This window comes from Mycobacterium kiyosense (genome assembly GCA_021654635.1).
GTDB lineage: Bacteria > Actinomycetota > Actinomycetes > Mycobacteriales > Mycobacteriaceae > Mycobacterium > Mycobacterium kiyosense.
The window spans coordinates 694,394-711,193 of record AP025179.1 but is presented as its reverse complement, the minus strand read 5'-3'; the positions used below and the strand labels follow the sequence as shown (position 1 = coordinate 711,193).

Genomic DNA, 16,800 nt, shown 5'->3' with positions numbered 1-16,800 from the left:
CGTCGTTTCAGGGCGAGGCAGAGTGGCGAGGCGCGGCGAAGTCGAACGCACCCCGCCGCGCGCGTCAGCCGGCCAGCGACTTGCCGGCGCAGTGCAGGTCGTTGCAGGCCTCGATAACCCGCTCGGTCATCCCGGCCTCGGCCTTCTTGAGGTAGCTGCGCGGGTCGTAGACCTTCTTGTTGCCCACGTCGCCGTCGACCTTGAGCACGCCGTCGTAGTTGGTGAACATGTGCGCGACGATCGGGCGGGTGAACGCGTACTGCGTGTCGGTGTCGACGTTCATCTTCACCACGCCGTACCGCAGCGCCTCCTCGATCTCGGACTTCTCCGATCCCGAGCCGCCGTGGAAGACGAAGTCGAAGGGTTGCGCGTCGTCGGACAGACCCAGCTTGGCCGCGGCCACCTTCTGGCCCTGGGCCAGGATGTCGGGGCGCAGCTTGACGTTGCCCGGCTTGTAGACGCCGTGCACGTTGCCGAATGTGGCGGCCAGCAGGTAGTGCCCGTGCTCCCCGTGACCGAGCGCGTCGATGGTCTTCTCGAAGTCCTCGGGGGTGGTGTAGAGCTTGTCGTTGATCTCGTTGGCGACGCCGTCCTCCTCGCCGCCGACGACACCGATCTCGATCTCCAGGATGATCTTGGCGGCCGCCGCCTGCTTCAGCAGCTCCTGGGCGATCTCCAGGTTCTCGTCGATCGGCACCGCCGAGCCGTCCCACATGTGCGACTGGAACAACGGGTTCTCGCCCTTGCCGACCCGCTCGGCCGAGATAGCCAGCAGCGGCCGCACGTAGGTGTCCAGCTTGTCCTTCGGACAGTGGTCGGTGTGCAGCGCGACGTTGATCGGGTACTTGTCGGCGATGATGTGGGCGAACTCGGCCAGTGCGACCGCGCCGGTCACCATCTCCTTGATGCCCAGCCCGGAGCCGAATTCCGCACCGCCCGTCGAGAACTGGATGATTCCGTCGCTGCCGGCGTCGGCGAAGCCCTTGATGGCAGCGTTGATGGTTTCCGAGGAAGTGCAGTTGATGGCCGGGAACGCGTACGCGTTCGCCTTGGCCCGTCCCAGCATCTCGGCGTAAATCTCGGGCGTTGCGATGGGCATGGAAGGTTCCTCTCGAAGACTGGTCCACTCAGTATTGCAACGCCGGTATGTTGAAGCATCATGAGCACCACTCTGGTGGCGTCGGGAAGCATCCTCGACCCGATGTTCTGGATCGGCCCCGAGGGCCTGTTCGCCTCCGCGGTACTGCCGACGATCCTGGTCATCGTCTTCGTCGAGACCGGTCTGCTGTTCCCGCTGCTGCCCGGCGAGTCGTTGTTGTTCACCGGCGGGCTGCTCGCGGCCAAGGGCACCCTCGACATCTGGGTGTTGGCGCCGTCGGTCGCGCTGGTGGCCATCCTGGGTGATCAGACCGGGTATTTCATCGGCCGGCGCATCGGGCCGGCCCTGTTCAAGCGAGAAGATTCGCGCTTCTTCAAGCAGCACTACGTCACCGAGTCGCACGCGTTCTTTGAAAAGTACGGTCCGTGGGCGATCATCCTGGCCCGCTTCATGCCGTTCGTCCGAACGTTCACCCCGGTGGTGGCGGGCGTGTCCTACATGCGCTATCCGGTGTATCTGGCTTTCGACATCGTCGGCGGCGTGCTGTGGGGCGGCGGCGTCACGATCGCCGGATACTTCCTGGGCAACGTGCCCTTCGTGCACCAGAACCTGGAAAAGATCATCCTGGGCATCCTGTTCGTGTCGATGATCCCGGCGTTCATCGCCGCCTGGCGCGGTTACCGGTCCCGCCGGCGGGCCCCCAAAGACGAGCCCGACCCGCTACCCTTGCCCGACTGATTTCGCCGTCGCGACGTTGTGCGCCGCCTCCATCAGCATCCAGCCCGACAACTGCACCGACAGGTCACGCTCGGGAATCTCCGAGCTGTTGACGGCACCCGCCACGAACTGCGCCTGCTGGCCGCCGGTGGTGGGCAGTTCGGCGTCGCGATCCCAGAACGCGCCGAAAACCGGTAGGCCATCCAATGTTTGGCGGTTGTCCCACGCCGACTTGGCCGACGTCAACACGATCTTGGCGGCGGTTTCCCGGGCGGCGACATCCGCGGCGGAATCACCCGGCAGATCGGTGGCGACCAGAGCCAGGTACCGCACCGTGACGCCGGGGAACAGCCCGCCGTCACCACCGCCGCCGCTCTTGAGTACGCCGCCGGGAGCCATCTCTTTGTCGACGGCCGCCACCAGGCGATGCACCCGGGGTGCATGCCGGTCGTCGTGGGTGCGCTTGGCCAGCTCGGTTTCCAACCCCAGCACCACACCCTGGCAGTAGGTGTACTGCGGGCGGACCAGCGAACCGTCCCGGATGCCGTCGAACACCAGATGGTTGTCCGGGTCGATCAGGGTTTCGTCGATCCAGTCGGCGATCTGTTGGGCCAGCCGCAACCGGCCCGGGTAGCGGGCCAGGAAGATCCCCGCCGGACCGTTGGCAGGGGCGTTGAAGAACTGGTCCTGCTTGCGCCACGGGATGCCGCCGCCGGCGTCAGGGGCCCAGCCGTCGACGAACTCGTCGGCGAGCTTGGCCAGCGCCCCGCGGCGCTCGACGCCCACGTACATCGCAGCCCGCTCCAGCGCCAGCGCCAGCCACGCCATGTCGTCGTAATAGGCGTTGGTCCAGCGCATCACGTTGCGCAACCGGTGCGAGCGGATCTGGCGTTTGATCCGAGTGTGCCGCTCGGACCGCGGGTCGCGCAGCTGCGCGTCGATCAGGCAATCCAGCAGATGCGCCTGCCACCAGTAATGCCAGCCGCCGAACAACCGGTCCCGGCGCTCGGAGGGCCAGGCCACCACGCCGAGCTGGGTGCCGGGCAGCCCCCACAGCTTTCGGAGGTGGCGCTGCGTGACGGCGGCCTCGGAGCTGGCCGCCCGGTTCGCCCAAAGCTGATCCATACCTGAGATCCTGCCCTACCGCTTCGGGGCCAGGTAGGCCGTCACCAAGCCCGGGTCAGGTCGCCGTGCTGCCGGATCCAGGCGTGCATGGCAATCCCCGCGGCCACCCCGGCGTTGATGCTGCGGGTCGAGCCGAACTGGGCGATCGATACGGTGATCGCCGCACCGCCGCGGGTGTCGTCGGTGATGCCGGGTCCTTCCTGACCGAACACCAGCAGGCAGTCCCGGGGCAGCGCCGTCTCTTCCAGGCGCGCCGCGCCGGGCACGTTGTCCACCGCGACCACCGTCAGGCCCGCGCCGGCAGCGAAGTCCATCAGTTCGGCGGTGCTGTCGTGGTGACACAGGCGCTGATAACGATCGGTCACCATGGCGCCGCGCCGGTTCCACCGGCGCCGGCCCACGATGTGCACGGTGTGCACGGCGAACGCGTTCGCGGTGCGCACCACCGAGCCGATGTTGGCGTCATGGCCGAAGTTCTCGATCGCGATGTGCAGCGGGTGCCGGCGCTGGTCGATGTCGGCGACGATGGCCTCCCGGGTCCAGTACCGGTAGGCGTCGACGACATTGCGAGAATCGCCGTCGCGCAACAGATCTGGGTCGTAGCGGGGGTCGTCGGGCAGGTCTGCGGTCCAGGGTCCGACGCCGGTGGCGGGCGCACCCCACTCGGTAGGCCCCGGCTCGGTCACTTGGACGTCCACACCGCGGCGTGGGTGCCGACGACCGTCACCGTCGCGAACAGCAGCGCCTGGTTGATCTCGCCCTGCGTACACAGCGACGCGGTGACCTGGACGGCGTCGCGCGACGTGTCGGGCAGCACCAGCACGGTGGAGCCGTAGGCCGCGCAGGCCGGGCTCAGCCCCTTGCCGGGCAGCGTCGGGGTGGCGGCCAGCATCATGGGCCCGCCACGCTTGGCGGAGTCGTCGCGGTAGCGGCCGGCCACCGCGCCGGCCTGCAGGCCCAGCAGCATGTAGCCGTTGCCGTTGAACGCTGCCGGGTCACCCAGCTGGGCCTTGGTCACCGGCATGCCGTCGGCGCGCCAAGCGGACACGCTGGTGCTCTGCACTACCAGCCCGGTGTCGCTCTCCGGGGTCGGGAGCAGCCCCACCGGGAACGCGGCCGGGTAGGCGGCAACGGTGCCGGCGATCCGGTCATGCGGCGAGTAGACGTACACCCCGCGCACCGCACTGCGATCCTTCAGCGGGCCCAGGCACACCGTGCCGGTCAGCCGGTCCGGCGGCGCGTTCAGCGGCGAGCCGATGTCGTGCACCTTGGTCATCGCGTCGTCACAGCTGCCCAGCCCGGTCGCCTCCATCGGATGCGACAGGGCGCCGTACAGGCCGAAGCGGATGTCCTCGGCCTTGGCGTGCGGCGCCTTGAGGTCGGTGGGCGAGGCGTCGACGTCCACCAGCACGTAGTCATCCGACCAGCGCAGATTCGATACCGCGACGTTCCAGCCCAGCACCGCCTGCGATTCGCCGATATGGGCGTCAGGCGCTCCGTAGATGTCGTTGCGACGGCCCGGATTCGAGCATCCGGCCAGGCAGGCCAAGACCACAGCCAACACCAGGAGAACGCGCACCGCCAGCGACCTAGCCCAGCCCCAGCTCGGCCAGGCCCAGCACGCTGCGATAGGGCAGCCCCTCGGCTTCGATGGCCTGCGCGGCACCGGTCGCGCGATCGACCACGGTCGCGACGCCCACGACCTCGCCGCCGGCGTCCTGGACGGCGCGCACCGCCGTCAGCGCCGAATTCCCGGTGGTGCTGGTGTCCTCGACCACCAGCACCCGCTGGCCGGCCACCTCGGATCCCTCGATAAGTCGTTGCAGGCCATGCGCTTTGGCCGACTTACGCACCACGAACGCGTCGATCGGACGGCCCGGAGCGTGCATGATCGCAGTCGCGACCGGGTCGGCCCCCAGCGTCAGGCCGCCGACGAGCGCGTAGTCCCAGTCCTCGGTGAGGTCGCGCATCAGCCGGCCGATCAGCGCCGACGCGCGGTGATGGAGAGTGGCACGGCGCAGGTCGACGTAGTAGTCCGCCTCCTTGCCCGACGACAGCGTGACGCGGCCGTGGATCACCGACAGCCGCCGCACCAGGTCGGCCAGTTCGGCGCGGTCATCGGACCGCGGGTCAGGTTCGGCCACTGCCACTGCCAAATCGCTTGGTGACCAGACGCGCCAGCCGCCGCGGCATCGCACGGCCGGTGGCGACCAGGAACTTGTACTCGCGGCCCGGGATGCTGATCACCTTGCCGCGCGCCACGTCGGCGAGGCTCTCGTTGACCACGTCGTCGACCTCGAGCCACATGAACGACGGCACCCCGGCCATGTCGAGCCCGGCCCGGCTGTGGAACTCGGTGCGCACGTAGCCCGGGCACACGGCGTGCACCCCGACGCCGGTGCCCTGCAAGCCGTTGGCGAGTCCTTCGGTGAACGAGATCACCCAAGCCTTGGACGCCGAATAGGTCGATCCGCGGCCCGGCAGCAGGCCGGCGACGCTGGCGATGTTGACGACGGTGCCCGTACCCGCGGCCAGCATGGCCGGCAGTGCGGCGCGGGTCAGGTGCATCACCGCGGTCACATTGACGTCGAGTTGTCGCTGCAGCAATGCGGGATCGGCCGTCCAGAAATCACCGGACGTGCCCAGCCCGGCGTTGTTCACCAGCACCCGCACGCCTTCGGCCAACCGTTCGGCAACCTTGGCGCGGTCGGCGGCCAAGGCGAGGTCGGCCTGCAGTATCTCGATGCTGCCCACCCGCGACTCCAGCTCGCCCGCCAGCTGTTTCAGCCGTTCGGCGTCGCGAGCGACCAGAACCAGGTCGTAGCCGTCGCGGGCGTACCGGCGGGCATACCCGGCACCGATGCCCGACGTCGGCCCAGTGATCAGCGCAACAGGACGGGGCATGTGCTCTCAGTGCTGGTAGTTGCTGGCCTGGTGGCCGTTGCGTTCCGTCCGCGGTGGACGCCGAACGCCTTCCGAGCGGCTCTCCTCGACGGAACGGGCTCGGCCACCCGGCGAGCCGGGTCGGGCAGCACGCCCGCGATCGGGTCCGCCTGCGTGCGCCGCGCCGGCAACTCCGCACGGGCAGCCGGGGCCAACGGACGGCCGGGGGCGCGACGCCCCTCGGATTCGCCGACCTCTTGGGGAGTGTCCGCGGGCAGCGGCGGCAGCACCCGCAGCAGGTCGTTGAACTGGCGGACGGCGCGCAGGCCCTCGTCCCACTGGGCGCGGGTACTGGCGATCGGCATGGCCACCAGCGTCCAGTGCTGTTCGTTCCACATGATCTCGGCGCAGTCGGGCGCGGTGTGGGCGAAGGTGACCATGCGCCGGTCGCAGGCGCGCCGGGCGGCGTCGAGGTTGGTCGAGTACACCATCCGCGGGCCGATCGCGCCCAGCAGCCAGATGTCGCTCTCGCGGGGCTCCTTGAGGCCTTTGAGCCGCAGGTCCACCACGACGTTGGTGCCGACCTTGCGGTGCAGCGCGATGACGGTGGCGACTTCCTCGAGGTCGAAGATGTAGACCGCTTCACCGCGGATCTGGCCCAGGACGACGTTTTGGGCCGGAACGTTGCCGACCGACGAGATCACGCCACGCTTCCAGCGGTGCAGGATGTCGGTGGATTCGCGCTCGTAGTCGAAGCCGTGCGACCTGGCCCAGGACTTGCGGCGCCTGCTGCGGCCGCGACGTCGATCGATATCGATGTACAGCAGCACCGCCGCGCCGACGAAACACAGCGCGGAGAGCGTGAACCAGAGCGGGACCATCCCGAACAGCCTATCTGCTCTCAGTACCGAACACAGAATCCGAGCAGGTCACAACCGAATCACAGGAGTGAATACCCCCGCGGGGCGGCTGCGTAGTGTTGACGGTCATGAGTTACGCCGATTATCGGCTATTGCGCGTCTCCAGTGTCGACGGGATTTGCCGGGCCACCATCGACAATCCGCCGATCAACTTGCTGGATGTGCCGCTGGCTGAGGAGATCGTCCGCCTCACGCAGCAGGTGGCGGCCGACGACGACGTGCGCGTGCTGGTGGTCGACTCGGCCGACCCGGACTTCTTCGTCGCCCACGCAGACGTCGGCATGATCCTGGACCTACCTACGGACGACACCGGACTGCACGACGAGCTGAGCTTCTTCCATACCGTGATGGAGGACTTCCGGACCATGCCGAAGGCCACCATCGCCGTCATAGAAGGCATCTGCCGGGGTGGCGGCAGCGAGTGGGCGATGGCGTTCGACATGCGCTATGCGGCGCTCGGGCAAGCCGTCTTCGGCCAGCCGGAGGTCGCGCTGGGGATCATCCCCGGCGGGGGTGGCACCCAGCGATTGCCCCGGCTGGTCGGCCGGGGGCGTGCTTTGGAGGTCATCCTGGGCTGCCGGGACGTCGATGCGGCGACCGCCGAAGCCTGGGGATATGTCAATCGCGCGTTGCCACCGGAGAAGTTGCGGCGGTTCGTGGACAAGCTCGCCGCCCGCGTCGCCGCGGCGCCGGTGGGCACCATCGCGGCGGCCAAACGCGCGGTCGACGCCGCGCTGTCCACCGATCTCGCCGCCGGACTGCGCACCGAAGATCAGCTGTTCCGCCAGACTCTGGCCCAGCCCGTTGCCCGGCAACGGCTGCAGGCCGTGATCGACGCCGGTGCTCAGACCAGGGACTTCGAGGTCGGCGGCCCTCGGTAACCCTTCCCGACAGGCCGTTGCCCGCCGACTTGTGGAATTCACGACGCGACGCGCTGGTGGGACGCGCAGGGTTCACGGTCGACGGGCCAGAATCCGGGCCGGGGCACGCCCCGGCCCGGATCCGCCCGTCCGGGTCAGCCCAGGACCAGCGAGTCGCCGTCCGCGCTGACGTTGACGGGCACCACGTCGCCGTCGTGCACCTCGCCGGCCAGCAGCATCTTGGCCAGCTGGTCCCCGATCGCCTGCTGGACCAGCCGCCGCAGCGGACGGGCCCCGTATACCGGGTCGAAGCCGCGCTGGGCCAACCACTGCTTGGCGGGCAGCGACACCTCGAGTTGCAGGCGCCGCTGAGCGAGCCGCTTGGCCAGCTGGGCCAGCTGGATGTCGACGATCTGCACCAGCTCCTCGGGGTTGAGTCCCTCGAAGATCAGCACGTCGTCGAGGCGGTTGATGAACTCCGGCTTGAAGGCCGAGCGCACCGCGGCCATCACCATCTCCTCGGTGCCGCCGGACCCCAGGTTCGAGGTCAGGATGAGGATGGTGTTGCGGAAGTCGACCGTGCGGCCTTGGCCGTCGGTCAACCGGCCCTCGTCGAGCACCTGCAGCAGCACGTCGAACACGTCCGGGTGGGCCTTTTCCACCTCGTCGAACAGCACCACGGTGTAGGGCCGGCGGCGCACCGCCTCGGTCAGCTGACCACCCTGGTCGTAGCCGATGTAACCGGGCGGCGCCCCGACCAGCCGGGCCACCGAGTGCTTCTCGCCGTATTCGCTCATGTCGATGCGGACCATGGCGCGTTCGTCGTCGAACAGGAAGTCCGCCAACGCTTTTGCCAGCTCCGTCTTGCCGACACCGGTGGGGCCGAGGAACAGGAACGAGCCGGTGGGGCGGTTCGGGTCGGCAACACCGGCCCTGGACCGCCGTACCGCGTCGGACACCGCTTGCACGGCCTTGCGCTGCCCGACGACGCGCTTGCCCAGCTCGTCCTCCATGCGCAGCAGCTTGGCCGTCTCACCCTCCAGCAGCCGGCCGGCCGGGATGCCGGTCCAGGCCGACACCACGTCGGCAATGTCGTCGGGACCGACCTCTTCCTTGAGCATCACGTTCTCGCGAGCCTCGGCCTGCGGCACCGCCGCCTCGAGCTTCTTCTCCACCTCGGGGATACGGCCATAGCGCAGCTCGGCGGCCTTGGCCAGGTCGCCGTCACGTTCGGCGCGCTCGGACTCGCCGCGCAACTCCTCCAGCTGTTCCTTGAGCTCGCGGACGGCGTCGATGGCGTGCTTCTCGTTCTGCCACCTGGTGGTCAGCTCGGCCAGCTTTTCCTTCTGGTCGGCCAGTTCGGCGCGCAGCTTCTCCAACCGTTCCTTGGAGGCTGCGTCCTCTTCCTTGGACAGCGCCATTTCCTCGATCTCGAGGCGACGCACCAACCGCTCGACCTCGTCGATCTCGACGGGCCGGGAGTCGATCTCCATCTTCAACCGGCTGGCGGCCTCGTCCACCAGGTCGATCGCCTTGTCCGGCAGGAACCGCGCGGTGATGTAGCGGTCGGACAGGGTGGCCGCCGCGACCAGCGCGGAGTCGGTGATGCGCACGCCGTGATGCACCTCGTAGCGGTCCTTGAGGCCGCGCAGGATGCCGACGGTGTCCTCCACCGACGGCTCCCCGACGAACACCTGCTGGAAGCGGCGCTCCAGCGCGGCGTCCTTCTCGATGTACTTGCGGTACTCGTCGAGTGTGGTGGCGCCGACGAGTCGCAGTTCGCCGCGGGCCAGCATCGGCTTGATCATGTTGCCGGCGTCCATCGCGCCCTCGCCGGTCGCGCCGGCGCCGACGATGGTGTGCAGTTCGTCGATGAACGTGATGATCTGCCCGGCCGAGTTCTTGATGTCGTCGAGCACGGCCTTGAGCCGTTCCTCGAACTCACCGCGGTACTTGGCGCCGGCGACCATCGAGCCCATGTCGAGGGAGACGACGGTCTTGTCGCGCAGGCTGTCCGGCACGTCGCCGGCCACGATCCGCTGGGCCAGGCCTTCCACGATCGCGGTCTTGCCGACGCCGGGTTCGCCGATGAGCACCGGGTTGTTCTTGGTGCGCCGGGACAGCACCTGCACCACCCGCCGAATCTCGTTGTCGCGCCCGATGACCGGGTCGAGCTTGCCCTCCCGGGCGCGGGCCGTCAGGTCGGTGGAGTACTTTTCCAGCGCCTGGTAGGTGGCCTCGGGGTCGGCGCTGGTGACGCGGGCGCTGCCGCGCACCTTGACGAACGCATCCCGCAGCGCCTGCGGGGAGGCGCCGTGGCCGGTGAGCAGCTTGGCGACCTCGGAGTCACCGGTGGCCAGCCCGACCATCAGGTGCTCGGTGGAGACGAACTCGTCGTCCATCTCGGTGGCCAGCTGCTGTGCGGTGGTGATCGCCGCCAGCGACTCCCGGGACAGCTGAGGCTGCGAGCTGGAGCCGCTGATCTGGGGCAACCGCTCCAGCAGGCGCTGGTTCTCGGTGCGGATAGTGGCGGGCTCGACCCCGACAGCTTCCAGCAGCGGCACGGCGATGCCGTCGTTTTGCGTCAGCAGCGCCATCAGCAGATGAGCGGGCCGGATCTCGGGGTTGCCCGCGGCTGATGCCGCCTGCAGCGCCGACGTCAGAGCCGCCTGGGTCTTGGTTGTCGGGTTGAAAGAGTCCACGACACCTCCGTTCTAGTAGCTAATAAAATCTTGTCGCGTTGTAGAACCGCGTCAAGGTTGAGTCTATTCCGCTCAACTTCCGCCGGTTCGCCGGGGCCTGCCCCCGACCTGGCTCTCCGCTGTCGGCGCGCGCCCGCGGCCCAGCGGCCCGGCCTAGAATCGGCGTCCGTGAGCCTCGAGGATCGGCATGCGTTGCAGGTGCTGCGCGACGCCTTCGGCCCCGAGGACCAAGAACTGGTGCACCGCTTCTACACCCACTGGTTCGCCATCGACACCTCGGTGCGCGACCTGTTCCCACCCGAAATGCACAGCCAGCGAGCCGCTTTCGCGCACGCGATGCATTGGCTCTACGGCGAGCTGGTCGATCAGCGCGCCGAGCAGCCGGTGGCCTTCCTGGCGCAGCTGGGTCGCGACCACCGCAAATACGGGGTGCGGCCGGCGCACTACCAGACGCTGCGCCGGGCACTGTACGCAACACTGCGCGCTCACCTGGCCGGCGCCTGGACCGATGCCGTTGCCGCGGCGGCCGAGCAGTCGCTGAACCTGTTCGTCGGGGTGATGAGCGGGGCGGCGGATTCCGACGACTCGCCCGCCTGGTGGGACGGCACCGTCGTCGAGCACACCCGGGTGTCGCGCGATCTCGCGGTGGTCCGGCTGCGCCTGGACCGCCCCCTGGACTATCACCCCGGGCAGTACGTCAACGTGCATGTCCCGCAGTGCCCCGCCGCTGGCGCTACCTGTCCCCCGCAATCCCCGCCGACCCGCGCGGCATCGAGTTCCACGTGCGGGTGGTGCCGGGCGGACTGGTCAGCAACGCCGTCGTCACCGAAACGCGGCCCGGCGACCGGTGGCGGTTGTCGAGTCCACACGGCGGCTTCCACGTCGACCGCGACGGCGACGACGTGCTGATGGTCGCCGGCAGCACCGGCCTGGCGCCGCTGCGAGCCCTGATCATGGATCTCAGTCGCTTCGCCGAGAATCCGCGGGTGCACCTGTTCTTCGGCGCGCGTTACCCGTGCGAGCTCTACGACCTGCGGACCCTGTGGCAGATCGCGGCACACAACCCCTGGCTGTCGGTGTCGCCGGTATCGGAGTACAACAGCGACCCGTCCTGGGCCGCCGACTACCCCGACGTGTCCCCGCCCCGCGGACTGCACGTGCGCCAAACCGGACGGCTGCCCGACGTCGTCGCCCGGTACGGCAGCTGGGGTGACCGGCAGATCCTGATCTGCGGCGGACCGGCGATGGTGCAGGCGACCAAGGCCGCCCTGATGGCCAAAGGCGCCCCCCCGGAACGCATTCAGCACGATCCGTTGTCGCGCTGAAGGCTAGGCTGGCCCGGTGCGCGTCATCACCGTGAGCGACCCGCCGGTCACGGCGCAGTTCGTGCCCGAGGCCGGCATGATCGGCACGTCACTGCAGGATGCCGGGGTCGAACTGCTCGGCCAGCGACGCGGCCTAGACGCCTACCTGAGCGCGGGCAAGACGATGGGCATCCCCATCCTGTATCCGTGGGCAAATCGCTTGGGCGGCAACACTTTTACTGCCGAGAACGTGACGGTGACGCTGACGCCCGGCGCCAACGGGGTGCGGACCGACCCCGCCGGACTGCCCATTCACGGCGTACTGGCCGCGTACCCGGGCTGGCGCGTGACAGCCGAATCGGAGAATGAACTGACCGCCGAAGTGGATTTCGGTGCCGATCCGCGGCTGCTGGCCAGCTTTCCCTTCCCGCACCTGCTGACCGTGAACGTCAGGCTCGCGCAGCGGACCCTGACGGTGTGCACCACCGTGACGGCGACGGCGGAGCGCGCCGTGCCGCTGTGCTTCGGGTATCACCCCTACCTTCAGCTGCCGGGTACCGAGCGCGCAGACTGGGTCATCGAGACACCGGCGCTGCGGCACCTGTCTCTTGACCAGCACGGCCTGCCGACCGGCCGCACCACTGAGCAGACCGCCCGCTCAGAACGGTTGGGCGACAACAGTTTCGACGACGCCTACGATCAGGTTGCCGAGGGGTCGGTGTTCGCGGTGCGCGGCGGGGATCGTCGACTGGAAGTGTGTTTCGACCGCGGCTACCCGGCGGCGCAGATCTTCGCGCCGCCGGGTGAGGACGTGGTGTGCTTCGAGCCGATGGCCGCCCCGACCGACGCACTGCGCCGCTCCGGCTACCGCTGCGCCCGTCCGGGCGAGCCGGCCGAAGCGGTCTTCTCCATCCGCGTCTGACACGGATGGCGCCGGCCGGATTATCGGCGCGGTTGCCAGACGACCAGGGCGGTGTTCTTCGGCACCACCGCAAGTTCGCGGCGCTGACCGGCCCGCAGCCTGGCCAGCTCCTCCGACATCTCCTTGAGCCGGGACTGCAGCGCCTCGACGTGATTGGTCAGCTCGATGATGCGTTTGATGCCGGCCAGGTTCACGCCTTCGTCCTGCGACAGTCGCTGCACCTCACGCAGCAAGTTGACGTCATGCTCGGAATACCGGCGCCCACCGCCGGGGGTGCGCTGCGGGCGGACCAGGCCGAGCCGGTCGTAGGTGCGCAGCGTCTGCGCATGCATACCGGCCAGCTCGGCGGCCACCGAGATCAGGAACGTCCGCGATTCCTCGTTGTTGTTGGACATCGGAGCCATCAGCGGTTACCCGCCCAACCTGCCCGCGGGTCGAACCCGCTGGCCCGCTCGGCCTCGGCGTAGGCTTCCAGCGCCTCCTGGGCGGCACCTTCCACGTTCGGGGGCACCGCCACCTTGACGGTGACCAGCAGGTCGCCGGCACCGCCGCTGCGCTTGGGCACCCCACGTCCGCGCACCCGCAGGATGCGGCCGTCGGCGGTGCCTTTGGGCACCCGGACTCCGACCTTGCCGTCCAGCGTGGGCACCGAAAGCGTTGAGCCCAAAGCCAATTCGGTGAAGCTGACGGGCACGGTCACGGTGAGGTCGTCGCCGTCGCGGCCGAACACCTTGTCCGGACGCACGTGCACGGTCACGTACAGATCTCCCGACGGGGCCCCCCGCAACCCGGCCTCGCCCTGGCCGGCCAGCCTGATCCGCTGTCCGTCCTCCACCCCCGGCGGGATCCGCACGTTGATGGTGCGGGTGCGGGTGGTGACGCCGGTGCCTTTGCACTCCTCGCAGGGGTGCTCGATGATCGAGCCGCTGCCACGGCACTCGGTGCAGGGTTCGGAGAAACCGAACGCGCCCTGGTTGCGGTTGATCACGCCGGCGCCGTTGCAGTTGGGGCATACCTTGGGGCTGGTGCCCGGGCGTGCGCCGCTGCCGTGACAGTTGGTGCACGGAGCCGGGCTGGTCAGCCGCAGCGGCATCGCGACGCCTTTAGCGGCCTCGACGAAATCCACTTCCGTCTCGGTCTCCAAGTCGTTGCCGCGGCGCGGCCGGCTGGGACGCTGACTACCGCCGCGCCCGAACAAGCCGCCGAACAGGTCGCCGATGTTGGCGCCGCCGGACCGCCCAGCCGCCTCGAACAAGTCGTTGAGGTTGAACTCGGCACCGTCGCCGCCACCGCCGAAACCGCCGAAGCCGCCCGTGTCGAAGCGGCGGCCGCCACCGAAACCACCGCCGGCGAACAGCCGGCGGGTCTCGTCGTACTCCTTGCGCTTGGCCTCATCAGACAAGACGCTGTACGCCTCGGACACTGCCTTGAACCGGTCGGCTCCGGCGGGGTTCTTATCCGGATGCAGATCGGAAGCCAGCTTGCGGTACGCCGTCTTGATCTCTTTGGCGCTGGCATCAGAGGAGACGCCGAGCTCCTTGTAGAAGTCCTTCTCGACCCATTCACGCTGGGCCATATCGCGTCACCTCCTTAGCTCTCTCGTTGATTGTGTGTCCTAGTCACCGGAGTCGTCGGCGTTATCACTCGTGTCGCCCGGCCCGGTTTCGCCGGTCTCGCCGGCGACCGTGTCGACCACTCCGACCATCGCGTGCCGCAGCACCTGCTCGCCGAGCTGGTAGCCCTGCCGCATGACGGTGCCGATCACCGGCTTGGAGCCCGGGCCGCCGTCGCCTTCGTGCTGCACGGCCTCGTGCAGGGCGGGGTCGAAATCCTCGCCCTCGACACCGAATGCCGTCAGCCCGAGCCCGGTCAGCACGTTCGTCAGCTTGTCCGCGACCGATTTCATCGGCCCCGACTCCAGGTCGCCGTGCTTGCGTGCCCGCTCGAGATCGTCGAGCACGCCCAGCAATTGGCTGACCACGTTAGCCTTGGCCCGGTCGGCCGCGACCTGCTGGTCGCGCAGCGCCCGCTTGCGATAGTTGGCGAAGTCGGCTTGCACCCGCTGTAGGTCGCCGAGCAGTTCGGCGGCCTTGCCGGCCTCTTCCGGCGATTCGCCGGCGAACGGCCCTCCCGACGCTGAACCAGCGCCGGGAAGGTCGTGCCGCACTTCACCAGTCTCGGGGTCGATCCGCCGTTTGTCGGTGACCGTCACCGGTTCCTGTTGCTGATTCCCGTCGGTCATTGGCGCCGCTCCTCCTCATCGCTTCGCTCTGCATCGTCGCGGCGCGCGGTCACTTGGACTCCCGGTCGTCGTCGACCACCTCCGCGTCCACGACATCGTCGGCCGAGCCGGCCTGGTCGAAACCACCACCGGGCTGGCCGCCGCCTGCCGCGGCACCCTCGGCCTGAGCGGCCTCGTAGATCGCCTGGCCGAGCGCCTGGGACTCCTGGCCCAGCTTCTCCATCGCCGATTTGATCGCGCCGATGTCGTCGCCGCCCAGAGCCGTCTTGGCTTCTGCCACAGCGGATTCCACCTTGCTCAAGGTCTCCTCGGGGACCTTGGAGCCGCCCTCGGCCTCACGCTGCTCCTTGACGAACTTCTCCGTCTGGTAGACCAGCGTCTCGGCCTGGTTGCGAACGTCGGCTTCCTCGCGACGCTTGCGGTCTTCGTCCGCGTGCGCTTCGGCTTCCTTGATCATCCGGTCGATCTCTTCCTTGGAGATGCCGGAGCCCTCCTGGATGCGGATCGTGTTCTCCTTGCCGGTGCCCTTGTCCTTGGCCGTGACGTGCACGATGCCGTTGGCGTCGATGTCGAAGGTGACCTCGATCTGGGGCACACCACGCGGAGCCGGGGCGATTCCGGTCAGCTCGAAGCTGCCGAGCAGCTTGTTGGCCGAGGCCATCTCGCGCTCACCCTGATAGACCTGGATCTGCACCGACGGCTGGTTGTCGTCGGCCGTGGTGAAGGTCTCCGACCGCTTGGTCGGGATCGTGGTGTTGCGCTCGATCAGCTTGGTCATCACGCCGCCCTTGGTCTCGATACCCAGGCTCAGCGGGGTAACGTCAAGCAGCAGAACGTCTTTCACCTCGCCCTTGAGCACACCGGCCTGCAGCGCGGCACCCACCGCGACAACCTCGTCGGGGTTGACGCCCTTGTTGGGCTCCTTGCCGCCGGTCATCTCCTTGACCAGATCGGTGACGGCGGGCATCCGGGTCGAGCCGCCGACCAGCACCACGTGGTCGATGTCGCCGACCGAGATGCCGGCGTCGGCGATGACCGACTGGAACGGCTTGCGGGTGCGGTCCAGCAGGTCCTGAGTGATGCGCTGGAACTCCGCGCGGGTCAGCTGCTCGTCGAGGAACAGCGGGTTCTTGTCGGCGTCGACGGTGATGTAGGGCAGGTTGATCGAGGTGCTCTGCGAGCTCGAAAGTTCGATCTTGGCCTTCTCGGCGGCTTCACGCAGCCGCTGCATCGCCATCTTGTCTTTGGTCAGGTCGATGCCGCTGGTGCCCTTGAACTTCTCCACCAGCCAGTCCACGACGCGCTGGTCCCAGTCGTCGCCACCGAGGTGGTTGTCACCGCTGGTGGCCCGCACCTCGACCACGCCTTCGCCGATCTCGAGCAACGAGACGTCGAAGGTGCCGCCGCCAAGGTCGAAGACCAGGATGGTCTGTTCCTTCTCGCCCTTGTCCAGGCCGTAGGCCAGCGCGGCCGCGGTCGGTTCGTTGACGATGCGCAGCACGTTGAGGCCGGCGATCTGGCCGGCGTCCTTGGTGGCCTGACGCTGGGCGTCGTTGAAGTAGGCGGGAACGGTGATCACCGCGTCGGCGATGTCCTCGCCCAGGTACGCCTCGGCGTCCCGCTTCAGTTTCTGCAGCACCCGCGCGCTGATCTCGGGCGCGGTGTAGTGCTTTCCGTCGATATCCACCGACCAGTCGGTGCCCATGTGCCGCTTGACCGAGCGGATGGTGCGGTCGACGTTGGTGACCGCCTGGTTCTTGGCGGGCTGGCCAACCAGCACTTCGCCGTTACGCGCGAACGCGACGACGGATGGCGTCGTGCGCGAGCCCTCGGAGTTGGCGACGACTACTGGTTCGCCACCTTCCAGAACCGCGACGACGGAGTTGGTGGTCCCGAGGTCGATGCCGACCGCACGAGCCATGGTGATTCCTCCTGAATATCTTGAGCTTCGTTTACTGCACTATGCTGAGTGAACCCCGCTCAAGCCTGCTCCGGCGACGCTTGGCTGTCAACCGAGACTTGAGTC

General features: G+C 68.4%; 14 protein-coding genes and 2 pseudogenes. 4 read left to right on the top strand and 12 right to left on the bottom strand.

The features are described 5' to 3' along the window. Positions 1 to 64 precede the first annotated feature (64 nt). Positions 65 to 1,099, bottom strand: coding sequence for a class II fructose-bisphosphate aldolase (gene fbaA, locus L6444_RS03315; RefSeq protein ID WP_236980525.1), 1,035 nt, complete (start codon positions 1,097 to 1,099; stop codon positions 65 to 67). Between the two features lie 60 nt (positions 1,100 to 1,159). Here fbaA and L6444_RS03310 point away from each other — a divergent pair, with 60 nt between their 5' ends. Beyond that, the gene (locus tag L6444_RS03310; protein WP_236980523.1) at positions 1,160 to 1,837 is read left to right on the top strand and encodes a DedA family protein; all 678 of its coding nucleotides are present in this window, start codon (positions 1,160 to 1,162) and stop codon (positions 1,835 to 1,837) included. Here L6444_RS03310 and L6444_RS03305 read toward each other — a convergent pair. The 6 genes and pseudogenes from L6444_RS03305 to ttfA form a co-directional block, all read right to left on the bottom strand. Then, entirely contained in the window at positions 1,820 to 2,941 is a 1,122-nt protein-coding gene (locus L6444_RS03305; RefSeq protein ID WP_236980515.1) for a glycoside hydrolase family 76 protein, read from the bottom strand. The genes L6444_RS03310 and L6444_RS03305 overlap by 18 nt on opposite strands. 41 nt (positions 2,942 to 2,982) lie before the next feature. Beyond that, positions 2,983 to 3,627, bottom strand: a complete 645-nt coding sequence (locus tag L6444_RS03300; RefSeq protein ID WP_236980513.1) for a TrmH family RNA methyltransferase — start codon at positions 3,625 to 3,627, stop codon at positions 2,983 to 2,985. Then, entirely contained in the window at positions 3,624 to 4,520 is an 897-nt protein-coding gene (locus L6444_RS03295; RefSeq protein WP_370653072.1) for a hypothetical protein, read from the bottom strand. Before L6444_RS03295 ends, L6444_RS03300 begins: the two co-directional genes overlap by 4 nt. Positions 4,521 to 4,530: 10 nt before the next feature. Then, the gene (pyrE, locus tag L6444_RS03290) at positions 4,531 to 5,091 is read right to left on the bottom strand and encodes an orotate phosphoribosyltransferase (protein ID WP_236980512.1); all 561 of its coding nucleotides are present in this window, start codon (positions 5,089 to 5,091) and stop codon (positions 4,531 to 4,533) included. Continuing rightward, positions 5,072 to 5,845 (bottom strand): SDR family NAD(P)-dependent oxidoreductase, encoded by a 774-nt coding sequence (locus L6444_RS03285; RefSeq protein WP_236980510.1) that lies wholly within the window; start codon positions 5,843 to 5,845, stop codon positions 5,072 to 5,074. The genes pyrE and L6444_RS03285 overlap by 20 nt, the downstream gene beginning before the upstream one ends. Positions 5,846 to 5,851: 6 nt before the next feature. Continuing rightward, a pseudogene (ttfA, locus tag L6444_RS03280) lies at positions 5,852 to 6,705 on the bottom strand (trehalose monomycolate transport factor TtfA). Between the two features lie 107 nt (positions 6,706 to 6,812). Between ttfA and L6444_RS03275 the strand changes: the two are divergent. After that, the gene (locus L6444_RS03275) at positions 6,813 to 7,625 is read left to right on the top strand and encodes an enoyl-CoA hydratase/isomerase family protein (RefSeq protein ID WP_236980508.1); all 813 of its coding nucleotides are present in this window, start codon (positions 6,813 to 6,815) and stop codon (positions 7,623 to 7,625) included. A gap of 134 nt (positions 7,626 to 7,759) precedes the next feature. Here the strand turns inward: L6444_RS03275 and clpB are convergent, their stop codons facing one another. Then, on the bottom strand, positions 7,760 to 10,306 hold the full coding sequence (clpB, locus tag L6444_RS03270; protein WP_236980506.1) for an ATP-dependent chaperone ClpB: 2,547 nt from the start codon (positions 10,304 to 10,306) through the stop codon (positions 7,760 to 7,762). 168 nt (positions 10,307 to 10,474) lie between these two features. Between clpB and L6444_RS03265 the strand changes: the two are divergent. After that, a pseudogene (locus L6444_RS03265) lies at positions 10,475 to 11,631 on the top strand (FAD-binding oxidoreductase). A 76-nt stretch (positions 11,632 to 11,707) separates the two neighbouring features. Beyond that, positions 11,708 to 12,532 (top strand): aldose 1-epimerase, encoded by an 825-nt coding sequence (locus L6444_RS03260; RefSeq protein WP_370653141.1) that lies wholly within the window; start codon positions 11,708 to 11,710, stop codon positions 12,530 to 12,532. A gap of 20 nt (positions 12,533 to 12,552) precedes the next feature. On the opposite strand, the gene L6444_RS03255 is transcribed toward L6444_RS03260, so the two are convergent. The 4 genes from L6444_RS03255 to dnaK are packed head-to-tail and all read right to left on the bottom strand — an operon-like array spanning position 12,553 to position 16,695. After that, positions 12,553 to 12,927, bottom strand: coding sequence for a heat shock protein transcriptional repressor HspR (locus L6444_RS03255; protein ID WP_236984626.1), 375 nt, complete (start codon positions 12,925 to 12,927; stop codon positions 12,553 to 12,555). An 8-nt stretch (positions 12,928 to 12,935) separates the two neighbouring features. Continuing rightward, positions 12,936 to 14,108 (bottom strand): molecular chaperone DnaJ, encoded by a 1,173-nt coding sequence (gene dnaJ / locus L6444_RS03250; protein WP_236980502.1) that lies wholly within the window; start codon positions 14,106 to 14,108, stop codon positions 12,936 to 12,938. A gap of 39 nt (positions 14,109 to 14,147) precedes the next feature. Continuing rightward, positions 14,148 to 14,774, bottom strand: a complete 627-nt coding sequence (grpE, locus tag L6444_RS03245) for a nucleotide exchange factor GrpE (protein WP_236980500.1) — start codon at positions 14,772 to 14,774, stop codon at positions 14,148 to 14,150. 49 nt (positions 14,775 to 14,823) lie between these two features. Further along, the gene (gene dnaK, locus L6444_RS03240) at positions 14,824 to 16,695 is read right to left on the bottom strand and encodes a molecular chaperone DnaK (protein ID WP_236980498.1); all 1,872 of its coding nucleotides are present in this window, start codon (positions 16,693 to 16,695) and stop codon (positions 14,824 to 14,826) included. Positions 16,696 to 16,800 lie beyond the last annotated feature (105 nt).